Source organism: Caballeronia sordidicola (assembly GCF_001544455.2).
In the GTDB taxonomy this organism is placed as follows: domain Bacteria; phylum Pseudomonadota; class Gammaproteobacteria; order Burkholderiales; family Burkholderiaceae; genus Caballeronia; species Caballeronia sordidicola.
Genome location: NZ_FCOC02000033.1, coordinates 22,115 through 36,589 on the forward strand (window position 1 = coordinate 22,115; position 14,475 = coordinate 36,589).

The window sequence follows — 14,475 nt, forward strand, 5'->3', positions numbered from 1 at the left end:
TGGCGCTTCGCGCGCCGACCACGCATATTCATGGAAGTACAATGTCGGCACGTTCCTGCTGCCTTGGAAACACGCATCGTCGCGAACTGAATCGAGGTGCATCGCCGTGGCGATCTGAATGTCAGCCGCCGCCGTCGACCGAAGCGCGCCTCGACAAGCAAAACCCGAAAACCTCAAGACAACCGAAATCCGCAAATGGCCCAATACGTCTTCACCATGAACCGCGTCGGCAAGATCGTGCCGCCGAAACGCCAGATCCTTAAGGACATCTCGCTGTCCTTCTTTCCCGGCGCCAAGATCGGCCTGCTCGGCCTGAACGGCTCGGGCAAGTCGACGCTGATCCGCATCATGGCGGGCGTCGACAAGGAAATCGAAGGCGAAGCCACGCCGATGCCGAACCTGAACATCGGCTATTTGCCTCAGGAGCCGCAACTCGATCCGCAGCAAACCGTGCGCGAAGCGGTTGAAGACGGCCTCGGCGACGTTTTTACCGCGCAGAAAAAGCTCGACGAAATCTACGCCGCCTACGCGGAACCCGACGCCGATTTCGACGCGCTCGCGGCCGAGCAAGCCAAATACGAAGCCATCCTCGCGACCAGCGACGGCGGCACGCCCGAGCAACAGCTGGAAGTTGCCGCCGACGCGTTGCGCCTGCCCGCATGGGACGCAAAGATCGAGCACCTTTCGGGTGGTGAAAAACGCCGCGTCGCGCTCTGCAAGTTGCTCCTGCAAAAGCCCGACATGCTGCTGCTCGACGAACCGACCAACCACCTCGACGCCGAATCGGTGGATTGGCTCGAACAGTTCCTGACGCGCTATCCGGGCACCGTCGTGGCGGTGACGCACGATCGCTATTTCCTCGATAACGCCGCCGAATGGATTCTCGAACTCGACCGCGGCCACGGTATTCCATGGAAAGGCAACTACAGCAGTTGGCTCGACCAGAAACAGGACCGGTTGAAGCAGGAAGAATCGTCGGAATCGGCGCGTCAGAAGGCGCTGAAGAAGGAACTGGAATGGGTGCGCCAGAACCCGAAGGGACGCCAGGCGAAGTCCAAGGCGCGTATCGCGCGGTTCGAGGAACTCAATAGCCAGGAATACCAGAAGCGCAATGAAACGCAGGAAATCTTCATCCCGGTCGGCGATCGTCTGGGCAACGAAGTGATCGAGTTCAAGAACGTGAGCAAGGCGTATGGCGACCGTTTGTTGATCGATAACCTCAGCATGAAGATCCCGGCGGGCGCGATTGTCGGAATAATCGGGCCAAATGGCGCAGGAAAGTCCACATTGTTCCGCATGCTGACGGGTAAGGAACAGCCGGATTCGGGCGAGATCGTGACCGGGCCGACCGTGAAGCTGGCCTACGTGGATCAAAGCCGCGACGCGCTCAATGGCAACAAGACCGTGTTCGAAGAGATTTCGGGCGGCGCGGATGTGCTGACCGTTGGCAAGTATGAAACGCCGTCGCGGGCGTATATCGGCCGGTTCAATTTCAAGGGCGGCGACCAGCAAAAGACGGTCGGCGCACTGTCGGGCGGCGAGCGCGGCCGGCTGCATCTGGCGAAAACGCTGATTGAAGGCGGCAACGTGCTGCTGCTGGACGAACCGTCGAACGATCTCGACGTCGAAACGCTGCGCGCGCTGGAAGACGCGTTGCTGGAATTCGCGGGCTCCGTGCTGGTGATCTCGCACGATCGGTGGTTCCTTGACCGTATCGCGACGCACATCATCGCGTTCGAAGGGGATTCGCAAGTGACGTTCTTCGATGGCAACTACCAGGAGTACGAAGCCGACAAGCGCAATCGTCTCGGCGACGAAGCTGCAAAGCCGAAACGCCTGCGCTACAAGCCGATCGTCCGCTAACACGCGTCATTTATAACAACCAGCAACGCATCGGCTCCGCCCGCGCGCGGCTTGATTTGGAGAGATCGGCATGGCGGGTTCGAAGGCGCAGCGCCTGATGCTGTGGGCGGGCGCGGTGGTCGTGGTGCTGTTACTCGCTGCGGGCGGCGGCTGGTTGTATGTCATGCACGAGATGAAGGCCCGCGTAATCGAGGCGCTCGGGCCGCTCGGATCAGTGGAGGACGTGGATGCCGGGTACGCGCGGATCACACTGAGCCGCGTTCGCATGCGCGGTCCGCAGGGCTGGCCCGCTGACGATGCATTGCGCGCCGAGCGCGTGACGCTCAACATCGACATGCGTTCCGTGTTGACCAGCACGCTGCATCTGCGCAACATCACGGTGGACGGTTTTTATCTCTCGGTAGCGCGTTTCGCCGATGGCCGCGTCGATTTGCTGCCGAATCTCAAGCAGTCGACGCGCGAGGCGCAAGCCAGCTCAACCGAAGCCGCCAGGCATGCACGCGAAGAGCGGCTGATCGATCATGTAACGTTTGAGCGCGGCGCCATGGAATTCTTCGATGAATCCGTGCAGAAGCCGCCCTACCGAATTCTGATTTCGAATGCGCACGCGACCGTGGACGACCTGCATCTTCCGGCGCTGACCAACCCGACCAAACTCGACATGACCGGCTCGATCAAAGGGCCATCGCATACGGGCACGGTTGCGTTCAATGGCTGGATGAAGATCGCGAGCAAGGATTCGCAGACGCACACCACGCTGCGCAACGTGGATATCGCCACGCTCGATCCTTATCTGCTCAAGAAAGTGGGCGCGCGCAGCACCGTTACGGGCGGCACGATCGACCTGACGCTCGACGCCACCGTGCAGAACTACACGATTCACGCGCCCGGATCGGTGGTGCTGAATCACTTGCAGCTATCGGAGAACGGGAACCCGCTCGACACGTTCCTTTCCATTCCGACCAAAGTTGCGATAGCCGCGTTGAAAAACCACGATGAGATCAAGCTGGATTTCGAACTCGATGGCAACCTGCGCGATCCTAAGTTTTCGCTCAACGAAAGCCTGACGAAGAAACTTGCCGTGGGCTTCGCGAAAGCGCTTGGCGTGAACGCGGAAGGCGCCGCCAGGAACGCCGGCGGCGTGGTCAAAAGCATTGGCGACGCGCTGAAGAATCTGTTTTCGAAATAATCAGACCGGCAAGCCGAGCGCCCTCAAACGCGCTTCGGTCTGCTCTGCGTTCGTGTGATGCACGGCGTTCCAGCCGAGCGCGGTCGCGGCGGCGATGTTCCTGGCGTTATCGTCGATGAAAACGACTTCCTGCGGCGCAATGCCCGGAAAATGCCGGTCGATTTCCTTCCACATCAACGCGAAAATCGCCGGATCGGGCTTGGCAACCAGCACGCGCCCCGACACCACCACTTCGCGAAAACGCTGCAATACCGGAAAACGCTCCCACGCCCACGGGAAAGTTTCCGCCGACCAGTTGGTCAGCCCGAATAGCGGAATACCAGCGGCTTCAAGCTTGTCAACCAGCGCCACGCCGTCTTCGAGCACGCCCGCGACCATCTCCTGCCAGCGCTCGTAAAACGCGCGGATCAAGGCTTCATGCTCGGGAAATCTGGCGATCAGTTCGGCGTTGCCGTCGGCAATGGTCTGCCCAGCGTCCTGCTGCAACACCCAGTCCATATGAACCACGTTGTTCATGAACCAGCGCCGCTCGGTCGCGTCCGGAATCAGGCGGCTATAAACATACTCAGGATTCCAGTCGATCAGCACGCCGCCGAAATCGAATACCACTGCCTTGATCGCCATGCGTTTCGTGCTCCGTTTTCAGATTGGCTGCGTACGGTTTTCGAGCCACGTTTTCGCCGCGCCCGACACATGCGGCGAGACGCGTTCGAGCACCATCGCGTGATAGTCGTTGAGCCACGCGCGTTCGTCGTCGCGCAGCAGGGCGAGGTCGATGCAGCGTGTATCGATAGGACAGAGCGTCAGCGTTTCGAACTTGAGGAAATCGCCGAATTCGGTCTTGCCGGCGGCTTCGTTCATCACCAGGTTCTCGATGCGAATGCCCCACTTTCCCGGCCTGTAAAGCCCCGGCTCAATCGACGTAATCATGCCTTCTTCCATGGCCGTGTAAGGCTCGGCGGGCGCGTAGTGCGAAATGACCTGCGGACCTTCGTGCACGTTCAGAAAGTAGCCCACGCCGTGCCCCGTTCCATGTCCGTAGTCCGCGCCCGCTTCCCAAATGGGCGCGCGGGCGATGGCGTCGAGCATTGGCGAACGGATGCCGCGCGGGAAACGCGCGCGCGATAGCGCAATCGTGCCCTTCAGCACGACCGTGAAATCGCGTTTGTGCTCGGCAGTGATCGTGCCGATGGGCACCACGCGCGTGATATCCGTCGTGCCGCTCAGATACTGTCCGCCCGAATCGATGAGCAACAAGCCGTTGCCTTCGATCACCGAATGCGAGTCGGCCGTGGCGCGGTAATGCGGCATCGCGCCGTTCGCATTGAACCCGGCGATAGTCGCAAAACTCAGCGTGACGAAACCCGGCCGGCGAGCACGCGCCGCCGTCAGTTTTTCATCGATGGTCAATTCCGTGATCGTCTCGCGCCCGAGCGCGTCCTCGAACCACGCGAAGAATTCGGCGAGCGCCGCGCCGTCCTGCTCCATGGTGGCGCGAATGTTGGCGGCATCGGCGGGCGTTTTGCGCGACTTCGCGAACGTCGACGGATTCACCGTTTCCACGATTTTTACTTTCGCTGGCACCTTTTCCAGCGAGCCGAACGTGACGCGGCGCGGATCGACGAGCAGCGCGGAACCGGCGGGCAACGCGGCGAGCGCATAACCGGCTTTGACGTACGGCTCGACATATACGCCGTCTTTCAGGAGCGACGCGTTCAACTCGGCGGAGATTTTTCCATCGCCGACGAACAACGCGGCGTCGTCCAGCCCGATCAACGCATGCGCGAGGAACACGGGGTTGTAGTTGACATCGGCGCCGCGCAGGTTGAAGAGCCACGCGAGGTCATCGAGCGTGGAGATGAAATGCCATTGAGCGCCTTTTTCGCGCATCACGCGGCGAACGTCGGCCAATTTGTCCGCGCGCGTGACGCTCGACTGGGGCGCAACATGCTCATAAACACTATCCGATGGCAAACCCGGCCGCTCCGGCCAGACGGCGTCGAGCAGATCGAGATCCGTGCGCAGCACGATTCCGCGCGCGGTCAGCGCATCTTTCAGCGTGCGCGCCGCAGCAACGCCGAGCACCGTGCCATCTACAGCAACCGTCTCACCCGCCGCAACGTTCTCGGCTAGCCAGTCCACATAAGGCGCCGATTGCTGGCCGGCCGTCATCTTCACGAGCGCGATGCCGGTCCCGGCAAGTTGCGCCTCGGCTTGCGTCCAGTAGCGGCTGTCGGCCCAGACGCCGGCGAAGTCGCGCGTCACGACCAGTGTTCCCGCCGATCCTGTGAATCCCGAAAGCCACTGTCTTGCCTGCCAGCGCTCGGGCAAGTATTCCGAAATATGCGGATCCGACGATGGCACCAGCACGGCAGCCAGCGCCTCGCGCGCCATGACGCCGCGCAGCAGTTCGATTCGCTGCGCAAAGGTCTGGGCATTGGGGGAATTCAGTCGATCGTTCATGGAATTTCACCTGCAGAATGAGTTACTTGGCGGCTTGTACCTAGCGGCGCGCGGTCAGGCAGACAGCGCCGGTTACCGCCGCGAGCGCAACCAGCGTGCACGTCAGCCACTCGAGAGAATCTCCGTCGTGAAAAGCGCCGGCAAGGTTGCCCAACATTTTCGCGATGATCGCTCCGAGAACGGCTGCGGCCACGGCTAACCAGAACCGGGCGGCGCGTTTCGCGCCCGAACGTCGCAGGGGATTCAGCCACCAACCGGCCACGCCGATCACAAATCCGAGAAAAACGATGCCAGGCCAACCCATCAGCGATCGGTTCCGGCCGAATTCAGACTAAACCTATGTGTCGAATCGGATGGGTGAACTAGCATTTTCGATCCCGTACTAATAGAAGGTCTGGAAGGCGCTCGCAGCGCAGCGGTTGAGTTTAGGGGGCTGGAATGGCGATGGCAAGCGCATGCCGCGCCAGCCTCCGCACCCACTCGGCGCACGCGGCAGCGTAAGAAATCATGCGAATCGCCATCATCGACGCGGACGTCCAGCACGCCGCACTCATCCGCCGGACTCTCGTCCTGGACGGCCATTTCTGCCATTTCTTCCCGACTCCGCCGGCGCTGCTCGACCGTATGCGGCACGACACGTTCGACCTGCTGATCGCCGCCAATGAAACGCGCGACATGATCGGTGCCGAAATCATCGAGCGCGTCCGGCATCTGGCGCCTCAGCTTCCCATCGTCTTGCTGGCCGCGAGCCAGAACGAAGCCGACGTGGTCGCGTGCCTGAAAGCGGGCGCTGACGACTGCGTCTCCAAGCCCGTTCGCGTCGATGAACTCGCCGCCCGCGTGGAAGTGCTGGCACGGCGCAGCATGGTGCGCACGCCCGCAGCGGAGCATTTCGGGGACTATCGATTCAATTCGTCCGAACTCAGCGTCAGCTTTGCGGACCAGCGTGTTTTGCTCACGCCGAAGGAATTCCGCTTCGCGCGGCTGTTGTTCACCAATTTGTCGCGCGCCGTGTCGCGGGCGCACATCATGGAAGTGGTGTGGCCGCGTGGCAGCGACATGGCGTCGCGCACCCTCGATACCCACGCGTCGCGCCTGCGCTCGAAATTGCATTTGCGGCCGGAAACCGGATACCGGCTGACGCCGCTCTATGGCTACGGTTATCAACTGGACCGCATCGAGGCCAGCGAGATGCCCGGCGGCATGCCTGGCATGGGTTTCGCCGGTGGTCAGCAGGGAGGAACTGAAGGATTTCGCGAAAGGCTATAATATCGGGCTAATTCTTAGGCATTTTTAAAGGCCATCAGCTCAGGCCCACAACATGCAGCTCCTCGCGATCGGAATCAACCACCACACTGCGCCTGTCGCCCTGCGCGAACGCGTGGCGTTTCCGCTCGAACAAATCAAGCCGGCCTTGGGCGCGCTGAAGGATCTGTGGCTCGGGTCGATGGGTCGTGGCGCACCGGAAGCCGCAATCCTCTCCACGTGCAACCGCACGGAGCTTTATTGCGCAACCGGCGAAAAAGCCGCGCGCGATGCCGCAGTCCACTGGCTCTCGAAGTATCACAATCTTCCGGTCTCCGAACTCGCGCCGCACGTCTACGCGCTGCCGCAGTCCGAAGCGGTGCGGCACGCGTTCAGGGTGGCATCGGGGCTTGATTCCATGGTGCTTGGCGAGACGCAGATCGTCGGACAAATGAAAGATGCGGTGCGTACAGCGGCCGAAGCCGGCGCAATGGGCACGTATCTCAACCAGTTGTTCCAGCGCACCTTTGCGGTCGCCAAGGAAGTCCGTACGACGACCGAAATTGGCGCGCAGTCAGTTTCCATGGCGGCCGCTGCCGTGCGTCTTGCACAGCGCATCTTCGAGAACATTTCCGGCCAGCGCGTGTTGTTCATTGGCGCAGGCGAAATGATCGAGCTGTGCGCAACGCATTTCGCCGCGCAAAAGCCGCGTGAACTCGTCGTGGCGAACCGCACGGCCGAGCGCGGCGAGAAGCTCGCCGATCGTTTCAATGGCCGGTCCATTCCCCTGTCCGAACTTCCCGCGCGCATGCACGAGTTCGACATCATTGTGTCGTGCACGGCTTCCACGCTGCCAATCATCGGGCTGGGCGCAGTCGAGCGGGCCGTGAAAGCGCGCCGCCACAGGCCAATTTTCATGGTCGATCTCGCCGTGCCGCGCGACATTGAACCGGAAGCGGGCGAGTTGCAGGACGTGTTCCTCTATACCGTCGACGACCTTGGCGCGATCGTGCGTGAAGGCAGCGCGTCGCGGCAGGCGGCGGTGGCGCAGGCGGAATCGATTATCGACACGCGGGTGCAGAACTTCATGCAATGGCTCGATGCACGCAGCATCGTGCCGGTGATCCGTCACATGCACACGCAAGCCGACGCCCTGCGCCGCGCCGAAGTCGAGCGCGCGCGCAAGATGCTCGCGCGCGGCGAAGATCCGGCGGCGGTGCTCGAAGCGCTGTCGCAGTCGCTCACGAACAAGCTGATCCATGGCCCCACGCACGCGCTCAGCCGTGCCAGCCATGAAAATCGCGACCAGCTCATCGAATTGATGGGCGGACTGTACAAGCACGGCCATCCGGCGGGATCGAACGATCCTTCGGAAAATTAGCGCCCCTCGCCGCTACGCCCGCCGTCTCTTTTTCAGCAGCGCCGTTTTCCGGCCGCTTTCCTGATACGCAGTCTTCTCCGGAGCCTTGCTCCAGCACCCCATGAAAACGAGCATGCAAAGCAAGCTCGACCAGCTCACCACCCGGCTGGCCGAACTCAATGACCTGATGAGTCGCGAAGACGTGACCGCCGATATGGATCAGTATCGGAAGATCACGAGGGAACACGCCGAAATCGGACCAGTGGTCGAGCAATACGCGCTCTGGCGTCAGGCCGCCAACGACGAAGCCACCGCGCAGGAACTGCTCGCCGACCCCTCCATGCGCGACTTCGCCGAAGAGGAAATCGGCGAGACGCGCGAGCGGATGGTAACGATCGAGCGCGACCTGCAAGCCATGTTGCTGCCGAAAGATCCGAACGATGACCGCAATATCTTCATCGAAATCCGTGCGGGCACGGGCGGCGACGAATCCGCGCTATTCGCGGGCGACCTGCTGCGCATGTATCTCCGGTACGCCGAGCGCAATCGATGGACGGTCGAGATGATGTCGGAAAGCGTCTCGGATCTCGGCGGGTACAAGGAAGTGATCGTGCGGATCGCGGGCCTCAACGTGTATTCGAAGCTTAAGTTCGAGTCGGGCGGCCATCGCGTGCAGCGGGTTCCGGCGACCGAAACGCAAGGGCGCATTCATACGTCGGCGTGCACCGTCGCCGTGATGCCGGAAGCCGATGAAATCGGCGAAGTGGTGATCAATCCGGCGGATTTGCGTATCGACACCTTCCGGGCGTCCGGCGCGGGCGGCCAGCACATCAACAAGACCGATTCGGCTGTGCGCGTGACGCACTTGCCGACCGGCATTGTCGTGGAATGCCAGGATGACCGCTCGCAGCACAAGAACAAGGATCGCGCGCTGAAGGTGCTCGCCGCGCGGATCATGGACAAGCAGTATCACGAGCAGCACGCGAAGGAAGCCGCGACGCGCAAGAGTTTGATCGGATCGGGCGACCGGTCGGAACGGATTCGCACGTACAACTTTCCGCAAGGGCGCATGACGGATCATCGGATCAACCTGACGCTCTACAAGCTCGACGCAATCATGGACGGTGATATAGATGAACTCGTGGCCGCGCTCGTCAGCGAGCATCAGGCGGAGTTGCTGGCCGCGCTGGGCGATTCGGAATGACGACGGCCGCGGAGTTGCTGCGTTCGTCGACGTTGCCGCCGCTTGAAACGCGAATCCTGCTCGAGCACGTGCTCGGCTGGCGACGCACGGAATTGATCACGCGCGATGCCGAAGAACTGGACGCGCAAAGCGTCGGACGGTTTGAAGCGCTTGCGCAACGGCGCATGAACGGTGAGCCGGTCGCGCAGCTTGTCGGGACGCGGGAATTTTTCGGACTGCCATTCGATGTCACCCCCGACGTGCTGATCCCGCGCCCGGAAACCGAGTTGCTGGTTGAGATTGCCTTGGCGAAGATCGCGGGAATCAGTGCCCCTCGGGTACTCGATCTCGGCACGGGCAGCGGAGCAATCGCCGTAGCAATCGCATGTTCCCGGCGCGATGCTCAGGTCTGGGCCGTCGATCAATCGGCGAAAGCGCTAGAGGTCGCGGCCCGGAATGCAGCGAAACTGCTCGGCGGCGACAGGCCTGTCAACTTCCTTCAGAGCAACTGGACCGAGGCGCTGGACCCGGCGCTGCGTTTTGACGCGATTGTGAGCAATCCGCCGTATATCGCGCAACACGATCCGCACCTTTCAGAAGGCGACTTGCGATTCGAACCACGCACCGCACTCACCGACGAAGCCGACGGACTCAGCGCAATCCGTACGATCATCCAGAGCGCGCCGTTTTTCCTCGCGACAAATGGCGTGCTCTGGCTGGAACACGGCTATGACCAGGCTGCCGAAGTGCGTACGCTGCTGACGGCGCGCGGCTTTTCCGACGTACGCTCGGAGCGCGATCTTGCCGGAATCGAACGCGCCAGCGGCGGCGTTTTCGCCGCGTAAACCGTACGCGCATCACCGAGGGCGCGTCCAAGCTGCACCGATTGAAATCCGCTATCATTTCAGACACGTTGGCGTGCGAAATATCGCCTGTTAAAGCGTCCCGCACCGCCCAGCCCCAAATCAACCCGCATTACAACGCATCGCAGGAAAGACCATGGATACGCAAGAACGCATCAAGCAAATCGTCGACGCAGCGCCGGTCGTGCTGTTCATGAAAGGCACAGCACAATTCCCGATGTGCGGTTTCTCCGGCCGCGCCATCCAGGTCCTCAAGGCTTGCGGCGTCACCGATATCAAGACGGTCAACGTGCTCGAAGACGAAGGCGTTCGCCAGGGCATCAAGGAATTCTCGAACTGGCCGACCATTCCGCAGCTCTACGTGAAGGGCGAGTTCATCGGCGGCTCGGACATCATGATGGAAATGTACGAATCGGGCGAATTGCAGCAACTGTTTGCCGCTGCCTGAGCCTGCCTCCATCTTGCCGGACAGCTCTTTGTCCGCCGCGCACACGCCGCGGCGGCTGATCGTCGCGATCACCGGAGCGACCGGCTCCATTTACGGCGTCCGGTTGCTCGAAACGCTGCGCCGGCTGGGCGGCGTGGAAACGCATCTGCTGGTTTCGAGCGCGGGCTGGCTGAATATCCAGCACGAACTGGATCTCGATAAATCCGCCATCCATGCGCTTGCGGACGTCGTGCATAACGTCCGCGATGTCGGCGCGAGCATTGCATCCGGGTCGTTCGCAACGGATGGTATGGTCGTCGCGCCCTGCTCCATGAAAACGCTGGCGAGCATTGCGCTCGGGCTATCGGACAATTTGATTAGCCGTGCCGCCGACGTCGTGCTGAAAGAACGCCGCCGACTGGTTTTGATGGTACGCGAAACGCCGTTCAATCTTGCCCATTTGCGCAATATGACATCCGTGACCGAAATGGGCGGCGTGATCTTTCCACCGCTGCCGGCGTTTTATCATCGGCCGGCTTCTATTGATGAAATGGTCAATCAGACAGTGGATCGCGTAATCGATATGTTTGCAATCGGGCCGCCGGTCGCAGTGGCGTGGCCGGGATTGCATAACGCTGGACATTAGCAACAACCGCGACACAATTCATTGCCGCTGCAGCCGTTTATCAACTGGCTGCTGGATCTTATATTGGTTGCAATGACCTTTTAGAGGCTTGTTGCCATGTCCCGCCTTCCGACTGTTTTCATTTCCCACGGCGCTCCGACGCTGCCTATCGATCCATCGATGCCGTCCGCCGAGTTTGCTTCGTTCGCAACCCGGTTTGAGCGGCCGCGTTCTATCCTCATGCTCTCCGCCCACTGGGGCACGGCTCAGCCGGTGGCGAGCATCGCCGAGCAACCCGAGACCATTCACGACTTTTATGGTTTTCCACGCGCGCTGTACGAAATCCATTACCGCGCGCCGGGTGCGCCGCAGCTTGGAAAGCAAGCCGCGTCGCTGTTGACGCAAGCGGGCATTCCGTCGGCGGTGACCGATCATGGACTGGATCACGGTGCGTGGGTTCCGCTGCTGCTCATGTATCCCGACGCTGCAATTCCCGTCGCGCAACTATCGATACAGCCGCGCCTCGACCCGGCCCACCACTATCGCGTGGGTCAAGCGCTGCGGGCATTGCGCGACGATGGCGTCATGATCGTGGGCTCGGGCCAGATCACCCATAACCTGCGCACGGCGGATTTCGGCGCGCGGCCTGAGGACGGTGACCCGCGCGTTACCGAATTCACTGACTGGTTCGAAGAGCGGATGACGCAACGGGATATCGGCGCGTTGCTCGACTATCGGCGTCAGGCGCCGCATGCCGTGCTGATGCATCCGACCGACGAACATCTGCTGCCGATCTTTGGAGCCTTGGGTGCTGCCGGCGACGATTTCGATCTGGATATTCAGTCTCTTGGCACTTTTCAGAAAACGTTGGCAATGACGAATTACGTTTTCAGCGACGCCCGATTTGCACAGGACGCGTTAGCTTGTCGCAAAAACAAAAAACCCGCCTGAAATCCAAGCGGGTTTTATTTTCAGACTTTCAGTTCGCTAATTTCAGGCGCCGACTTCGTTCCGGATATCGTCGTGACTTTCGCGCTCTTCAAGATATTGCGTCCGATAACCGGTATGTACGCCCCAGTAATAAAACAGGAGCGCCAAAATCGCCACCAGCGCCATGTCCCAGCCATACGGCAATAATCCGCGGCCGCCAAACTCCTTGCTGCCAATGAGCGACAAAACCGCCATGGACGGCAAATAGGCCACCAGCCACCACGCCGCTTTCAGGTCATTTCCCCAGGAATCGAAACCGGTTTTCGACTGGTAATAAAAATAAACCGGCAACGCGACGATCATCAACAAGATGATTTCACCCGTCAAAGGCCATTTGGCCCAATACAGCACCTCGGATGCACAGACGAACGCGAACGGCGCAATGATGCTCATGCCGGGAATCATCAACGGCCGATGCAGGTCCGTCGCCGCCCGGCGCAGCGCCATCAGGCTCACCGGGCCGGTCAGGTAGGAAATCACCGTGGCGACCGAGATCACGGCCGCCAGCGAACTCCAGCCACGGAAGAAGAACATGAAGATGAATGCAACGATCAGGTTGAAGAACATGGCTGGACGCGGAACGCCGTAAAGCGGATGTACGCTGCCCAGAATCTTCGGCAGCGTATTGTTGCGCTCCATTGCGTAGATCATGCGGGAGGTGGTCGCCATGTACGTGGTACCCGTGCCGCTGGGACTCACGAACGCATCGACGTAAAGCAGGAATGCGAGCCAGTTGAGATTGAGCGCCAATGCAAGTTCGGCAAATGGCGACGCAAAATTAAAATGGCTCCAGCCCTTCATGACATCGCCCGGGCTGACCGCGCCAATATATGCGACTTGCAGCAGCACATAAATAACCAGTGCGAGCAAGATAGAACCAATCACCGCGAACGGAATACTCTTCGACGGGTTCCTTGCCTCGCCTGCCAGATTAACCGGACTTTGAAAACCATTGAAACTGAATACAATGCCGCTGGTTGCAACCGCGGTTAAAACCGCTGACCATCCATATGGCGCAAAACTCGATGTGGTGCCGAAATTCTCAGCATGAAAGCCCGTCAGCATCAATCCCAGAATTGTCGCGCCGGGAATGATGAACTTGAAGACGGTAATCGCCGAGTTGGCGCGGGCGAATAATTTAACGCCCCAATAATTCAGAAGGAAATAAACAATCACCAGCAAAGCAGATAAACCCAGTCCTAAGGGCGTAAGAGATTCATCGACATAAAGCGCATGCGCCCAGCCATAAGGCCATGTGCTCATGTATTGAATCGATGCCTCCGCTTCAATGGGAATGACTGAGACAATCGCGATCCAGTTGGCCCATGCGCTCACAAATCCGACTAACGCGCCATGCGAATAGCGTGCATATCGGACCATTCCGCCAGATTCCGGGAACATCGCGCCAAGCTCTGCGTAAGTCAGCGCAATGGCAAGTATCACGAGCGCGCCAATAACCCACGCCACAATCGCAGCCGGTCCGGCGATCTTGGCGGCTTTCCACGCACCGAATAACCAGCCGGAGCCGATGATGGAACCAAGACCCGTCAGCAGCAACGCTACCGGTCCGATGTTCCGTTGAATAGAACTTTTCACTCCATCTCCTTGAGTCAGCTAACTTCCAGTCGTCCAGTGCAAGGGAAATTGAGCTTATGTGATCTCGTCAGTTCAATCGCATCCCCGCACCAGCGTGGCGCGTAGTTTAACGGCTGTAGAAGCAATCTGTTGTATGAGGTTTGCGATGGCATGTGAAACGTGTCTGGGTCGACAAACATGCCGATACGAAAGACTTGTAAGAAGACAATTTGATGTCGGGAAAACGGCGTTCCACATTAGACCGACAGATGTCTCAAAAAACCCCAAATTCCGCTCGGCTATTATTTGACCTTGAGTTTGATTCGCCGTATAAACCTTCTTGCAGGATTTCAAGCGGCGAGTGAATTGGTCTTTCGTAGTTCGCCCATTACGGTACTCCGGTTGGTCCCATTGCCCCTTCCTTGATTTTCATGCACATTCTGGCTTCGGCCTTATTCAACATCTTTAGGAACAAGTAACATGGAAACCGGTACCGTCAAGTGGTTCAATGACGCAAAGGGCTTTGGCTTCATCACGCCGGACGGCGGCGGCGAAGATCTGTTCGCTCATTTCTCTGAAATCCGCACGGAAGGCTTCAAGACGCTTCAGGAAAATCAGAAGGTCACGTTTGAAGTGAAGACGGGCCCGAAGGGTAAACAAGCTGCAAACATCAAACCGGCCTGAGTTTCAGT

Annotated in this window: 14 protein-coding genes; 10 read left to right on the top strand and 4 right to left on the bottom strand. The window is 59.9% G+C overall.

The features are described from left to right. The first annotated feature begins 195 nt into the window (after positions 1-195). Positions 196-1,863 carry an energy-dependent translational throttle protein EttA gene (gene ettA / locus AWB64_RS29205; protein WP_060858901.1) on the top strand — a complete coding sequence of 556 codons (1,668 nt, stop codon included), beginning with the start codon at positions 196-198 and terminating at the stop codon, positions 1,861-1,863. A 70-nt stretch (positions 1,864-1,933) separates the two neighbouring features. Beyond that, positions 1,934-3,052: a DUF748 domain-containing protein gene (locus tag AWB64_RS29210; RefSeq protein ID WP_060858902.1), complete on the top strand. Its 1,119-nt coding sequence runs from the start codon at positions 1,934-1,936 to the stop codon at positions 3,050-3,052. On the opposite strand, the gene AWB64_RS29215 is transcribed toward AWB64_RS29210, so the two are convergent. The 3 genes from AWB64_RS29215 to AWB64_RS29225 are packed head-to-tail and all read right to left on the bottom strand — an operon-like array spanning position 3,053 to position 5,819. Continuing rightward, a complete protein-coding gene (locus AWB64_RS29215) occupies positions 3,053-3,676 on the bottom strand; it encodes an HAD family hydrolase (RefSeq protein WP_060858903.1) in 624 nt (207 codons plus the stop codon). It lies immediately after the preceding gene. An 18-nt stretch (positions 3,677-3,694) separates the two neighbouring features. Continuing rightward, positions 3,695-5,515, bottom strand: a complete 1,821-nt coding sequence (locus AWB64_RS29220; protein WP_060858904.1) for an aminopeptidase P family protein — start codon at positions 5,513-5,515, stop codon at positions 3,695-3,697. A 40-nt stretch (positions 5,516-5,555) separates the two neighbouring features. Continuing rightward, positions 5,556-5,819: a hypothetical protein gene (locus tag AWB64_RS29225; RefSeq protein WP_060858905.1), complete on the bottom strand. Its 264-nt coding sequence runs from the start codon at positions 5,817-5,819 to the stop codon at positions 5,556-5,558. A 203-nt stretch (positions 5,820-6,022) separates the two neighbouring features. Here AWB64_RS29225 and AWB64_RS29230 point away from each other — a divergent pair, with 203 nt between their 5' ends. From AWB64_RS29230 to AWB64_RS29260, 7 genes are all read left to right on the top strand, one after another. Continuing rightward, on the top strand, positions 6,023-6,784 hold the full coding sequence (locus AWB64_RS29230) for a response regulator transcription factor (RefSeq protein WP_060858906.1): 762 nt from the start codon (positions 6,023-6,025) through the stop codon (positions 6,782-6,784). Between the two features lie 52 nt (positions 6,785-6,836). After that, a complete protein-coding gene (gene hemA / locus AWB64_RS29235) occupies positions 6,837-8,141 on the top strand; it encodes a glutamyl-tRNA reductase (RefSeq protein ID WP_060858907.1) in 1,305 nt (434 codons plus the stop codon). A gap of 100 nt (positions 8,142-8,241) precedes the next feature. Then, positions 8,242-9,324, top strand: coding sequence for a peptide chain release factor 1 (prfA, locus tag AWB64_RS29240; RefSeq protein ID WP_060858908.1), 1,083 nt, complete (start codon positions 8,242-8,244; stop codon positions 9,322-9,324). Continuing rightward, entirely contained in the window at positions 9,321-10,148 is an 828-nt protein-coding gene (prmC, locus tag AWB64_RS29245) for a peptide chain release factor N(5)-glutamine methyltransferase (RefSeq protein WP_060858909.1), read from the top strand. Before prfA ends, prmC begins: the two co-directional genes overlap by 4 nt. A gap of 154 nt (positions 10,149-10,302) precedes the next feature. Next, positions 10,303-10,614 (top strand): Grx4 family monothiol glutaredoxin, encoded by a 312-nt coding sequence (gene grxD, locus AWB64_RS29250; protein WP_060858910.1) that lies wholly within the window; start codon positions 10,303-10,305, stop codon positions 10,612-10,614. 28 nt (positions 10,615-10,642) lie between these two features. Further along, positions 10,643-11,239: a UbiX family flavin prenyltransferase gene (locus tag AWB64_RS29255; RefSeq protein WP_060858926.1), complete on the top strand. Its 597-nt coding sequence runs from the start codon at positions 10,643-10,645 to the stop codon at positions 11,237-11,239. Between the two features lie 96 nt (positions 11,240-11,335). Beyond that, positions 11,336-12,169, top strand: a complete 834-nt coding sequence (locus AWB64_RS29260; RefSeq protein ID WP_060858911.1) for a DODA-type extradiol aromatic ring-opening family dioxygenase — start codon at positions 11,336-11,338, stop codon at positions 12,167-12,169. Between the two features lie 42 nt (positions 12,170-12,211). Here AWB64_RS29260 and AWB64_RS29265 read toward each other — a convergent pair whose 3' ends face one another. Next, the gene (locus AWB64_RS29265) at positions 12,212-13,804 is read right to left on the bottom strand and encodes an APC family permease (protein ID WP_060858912.1); all 1,593 of its coding nucleotides are present in this window, start codon (positions 13,802-13,804) and stop codon (positions 12,212-12,214) included. Positions 13,805-14,263: 459 nt separating this feature from the next. On the opposite strand from AWB64_RS29265, the gene AWB64_RS29270 reads away from it, so the two are divergent. Continuing rightward, a complete protein-coding gene (locus tag AWB64_RS29270; RefSeq protein WP_060858913.1) occupies positions 14,264-14,467 on the top strand; it encodes a cold-shock protein in 204 nt (67 codons plus the stop codon). Positions 14,468-14,475: the final 8 nt, after the last annotated feature.

Bases quoted from the DNA above. Each gene is read 5' to 3' on its own strand.
- AWB64_RS29220 (WP_060858904.1), bottom strand. From the start codon at position 5,515: ATGAACGATCGACTGAATTCCCCCAATGCCCAGACCTTTGCGCAGCGA.
- prfA (WP_060858908.1), top strand. From the start codon at position 8,242: ATGAAAACGAGCATGCAAAGCAAGCTCGACCAGCTCACCACCCGGCTG.
- hemA (WP_060858907.1), top strand. From the start codon at position 6,837: ATGCAGCTCCTCGCGATCGGAATCAACCACCACACTGCGCCTGTCGCC.
- AWB64_RS29260 (WP_060858911.1), top strand. From the start codon at position 11,336: ATGTCCCGCCTTCCGACTGTTTTCATTTCCCACGGCGCTCCGACGCTG.
- AWB64_RS29230 (WP_060858906.1), top strand. From the start codon at position 6,023: ATGCGAATCGCCATCATCGACGCGGACGTCCAGCACGCCGCACTCATC.
- AWB64_RS29210 (WP_060858902.1), top strand. From the start codon at position 1,934: ATGGCGGGTTCGAAGGCGCAGCGCCTGATGCTGTGGGCGGGCGCGGTG.
- grxD (WP_060858910.1), top strand. From the start codon at position 10,303: ATGGATACGCAAGAACGCATCAAGCAAATCGTCGACGCAGCGCCGGTC.
- AWB64_RS29225 (WP_060858905.1), bottom strand. From the start codon at position 5,819: ATGGGTTGGCCTGGCATCGTTTTTCTCGGATTTGTGATCGGCGTGGCC.
- prmC (WP_060858909.1), top strand. From the start codon at position 9,321: ATGACGACGGCCGCGGAGTTGCTGCGTTCGTCGACGTTGCCGCCGCTT.
- AWB64_RS29215 (WP_060858903.1), bottom strand. From the start codon at position 3,676: ATGGCGATCAAGGCAGTGGTATTCGATTTCGGCGGCGTGCTGATCGAC.
- ettA (WP_060858901.1), top strand. From the start codon at position 196: ATGGCCCAATACGTCTTCACCATGAACCGCGTCGGCAAGATCGTGCCG.
- AWB64_RS29270 (WP_060858913.1), top strand. From the start codon at position 14,264: ATGGAAACCGGTACCGTCAAGTGGTTCAATGACGCAAAGGGCTTTGGC.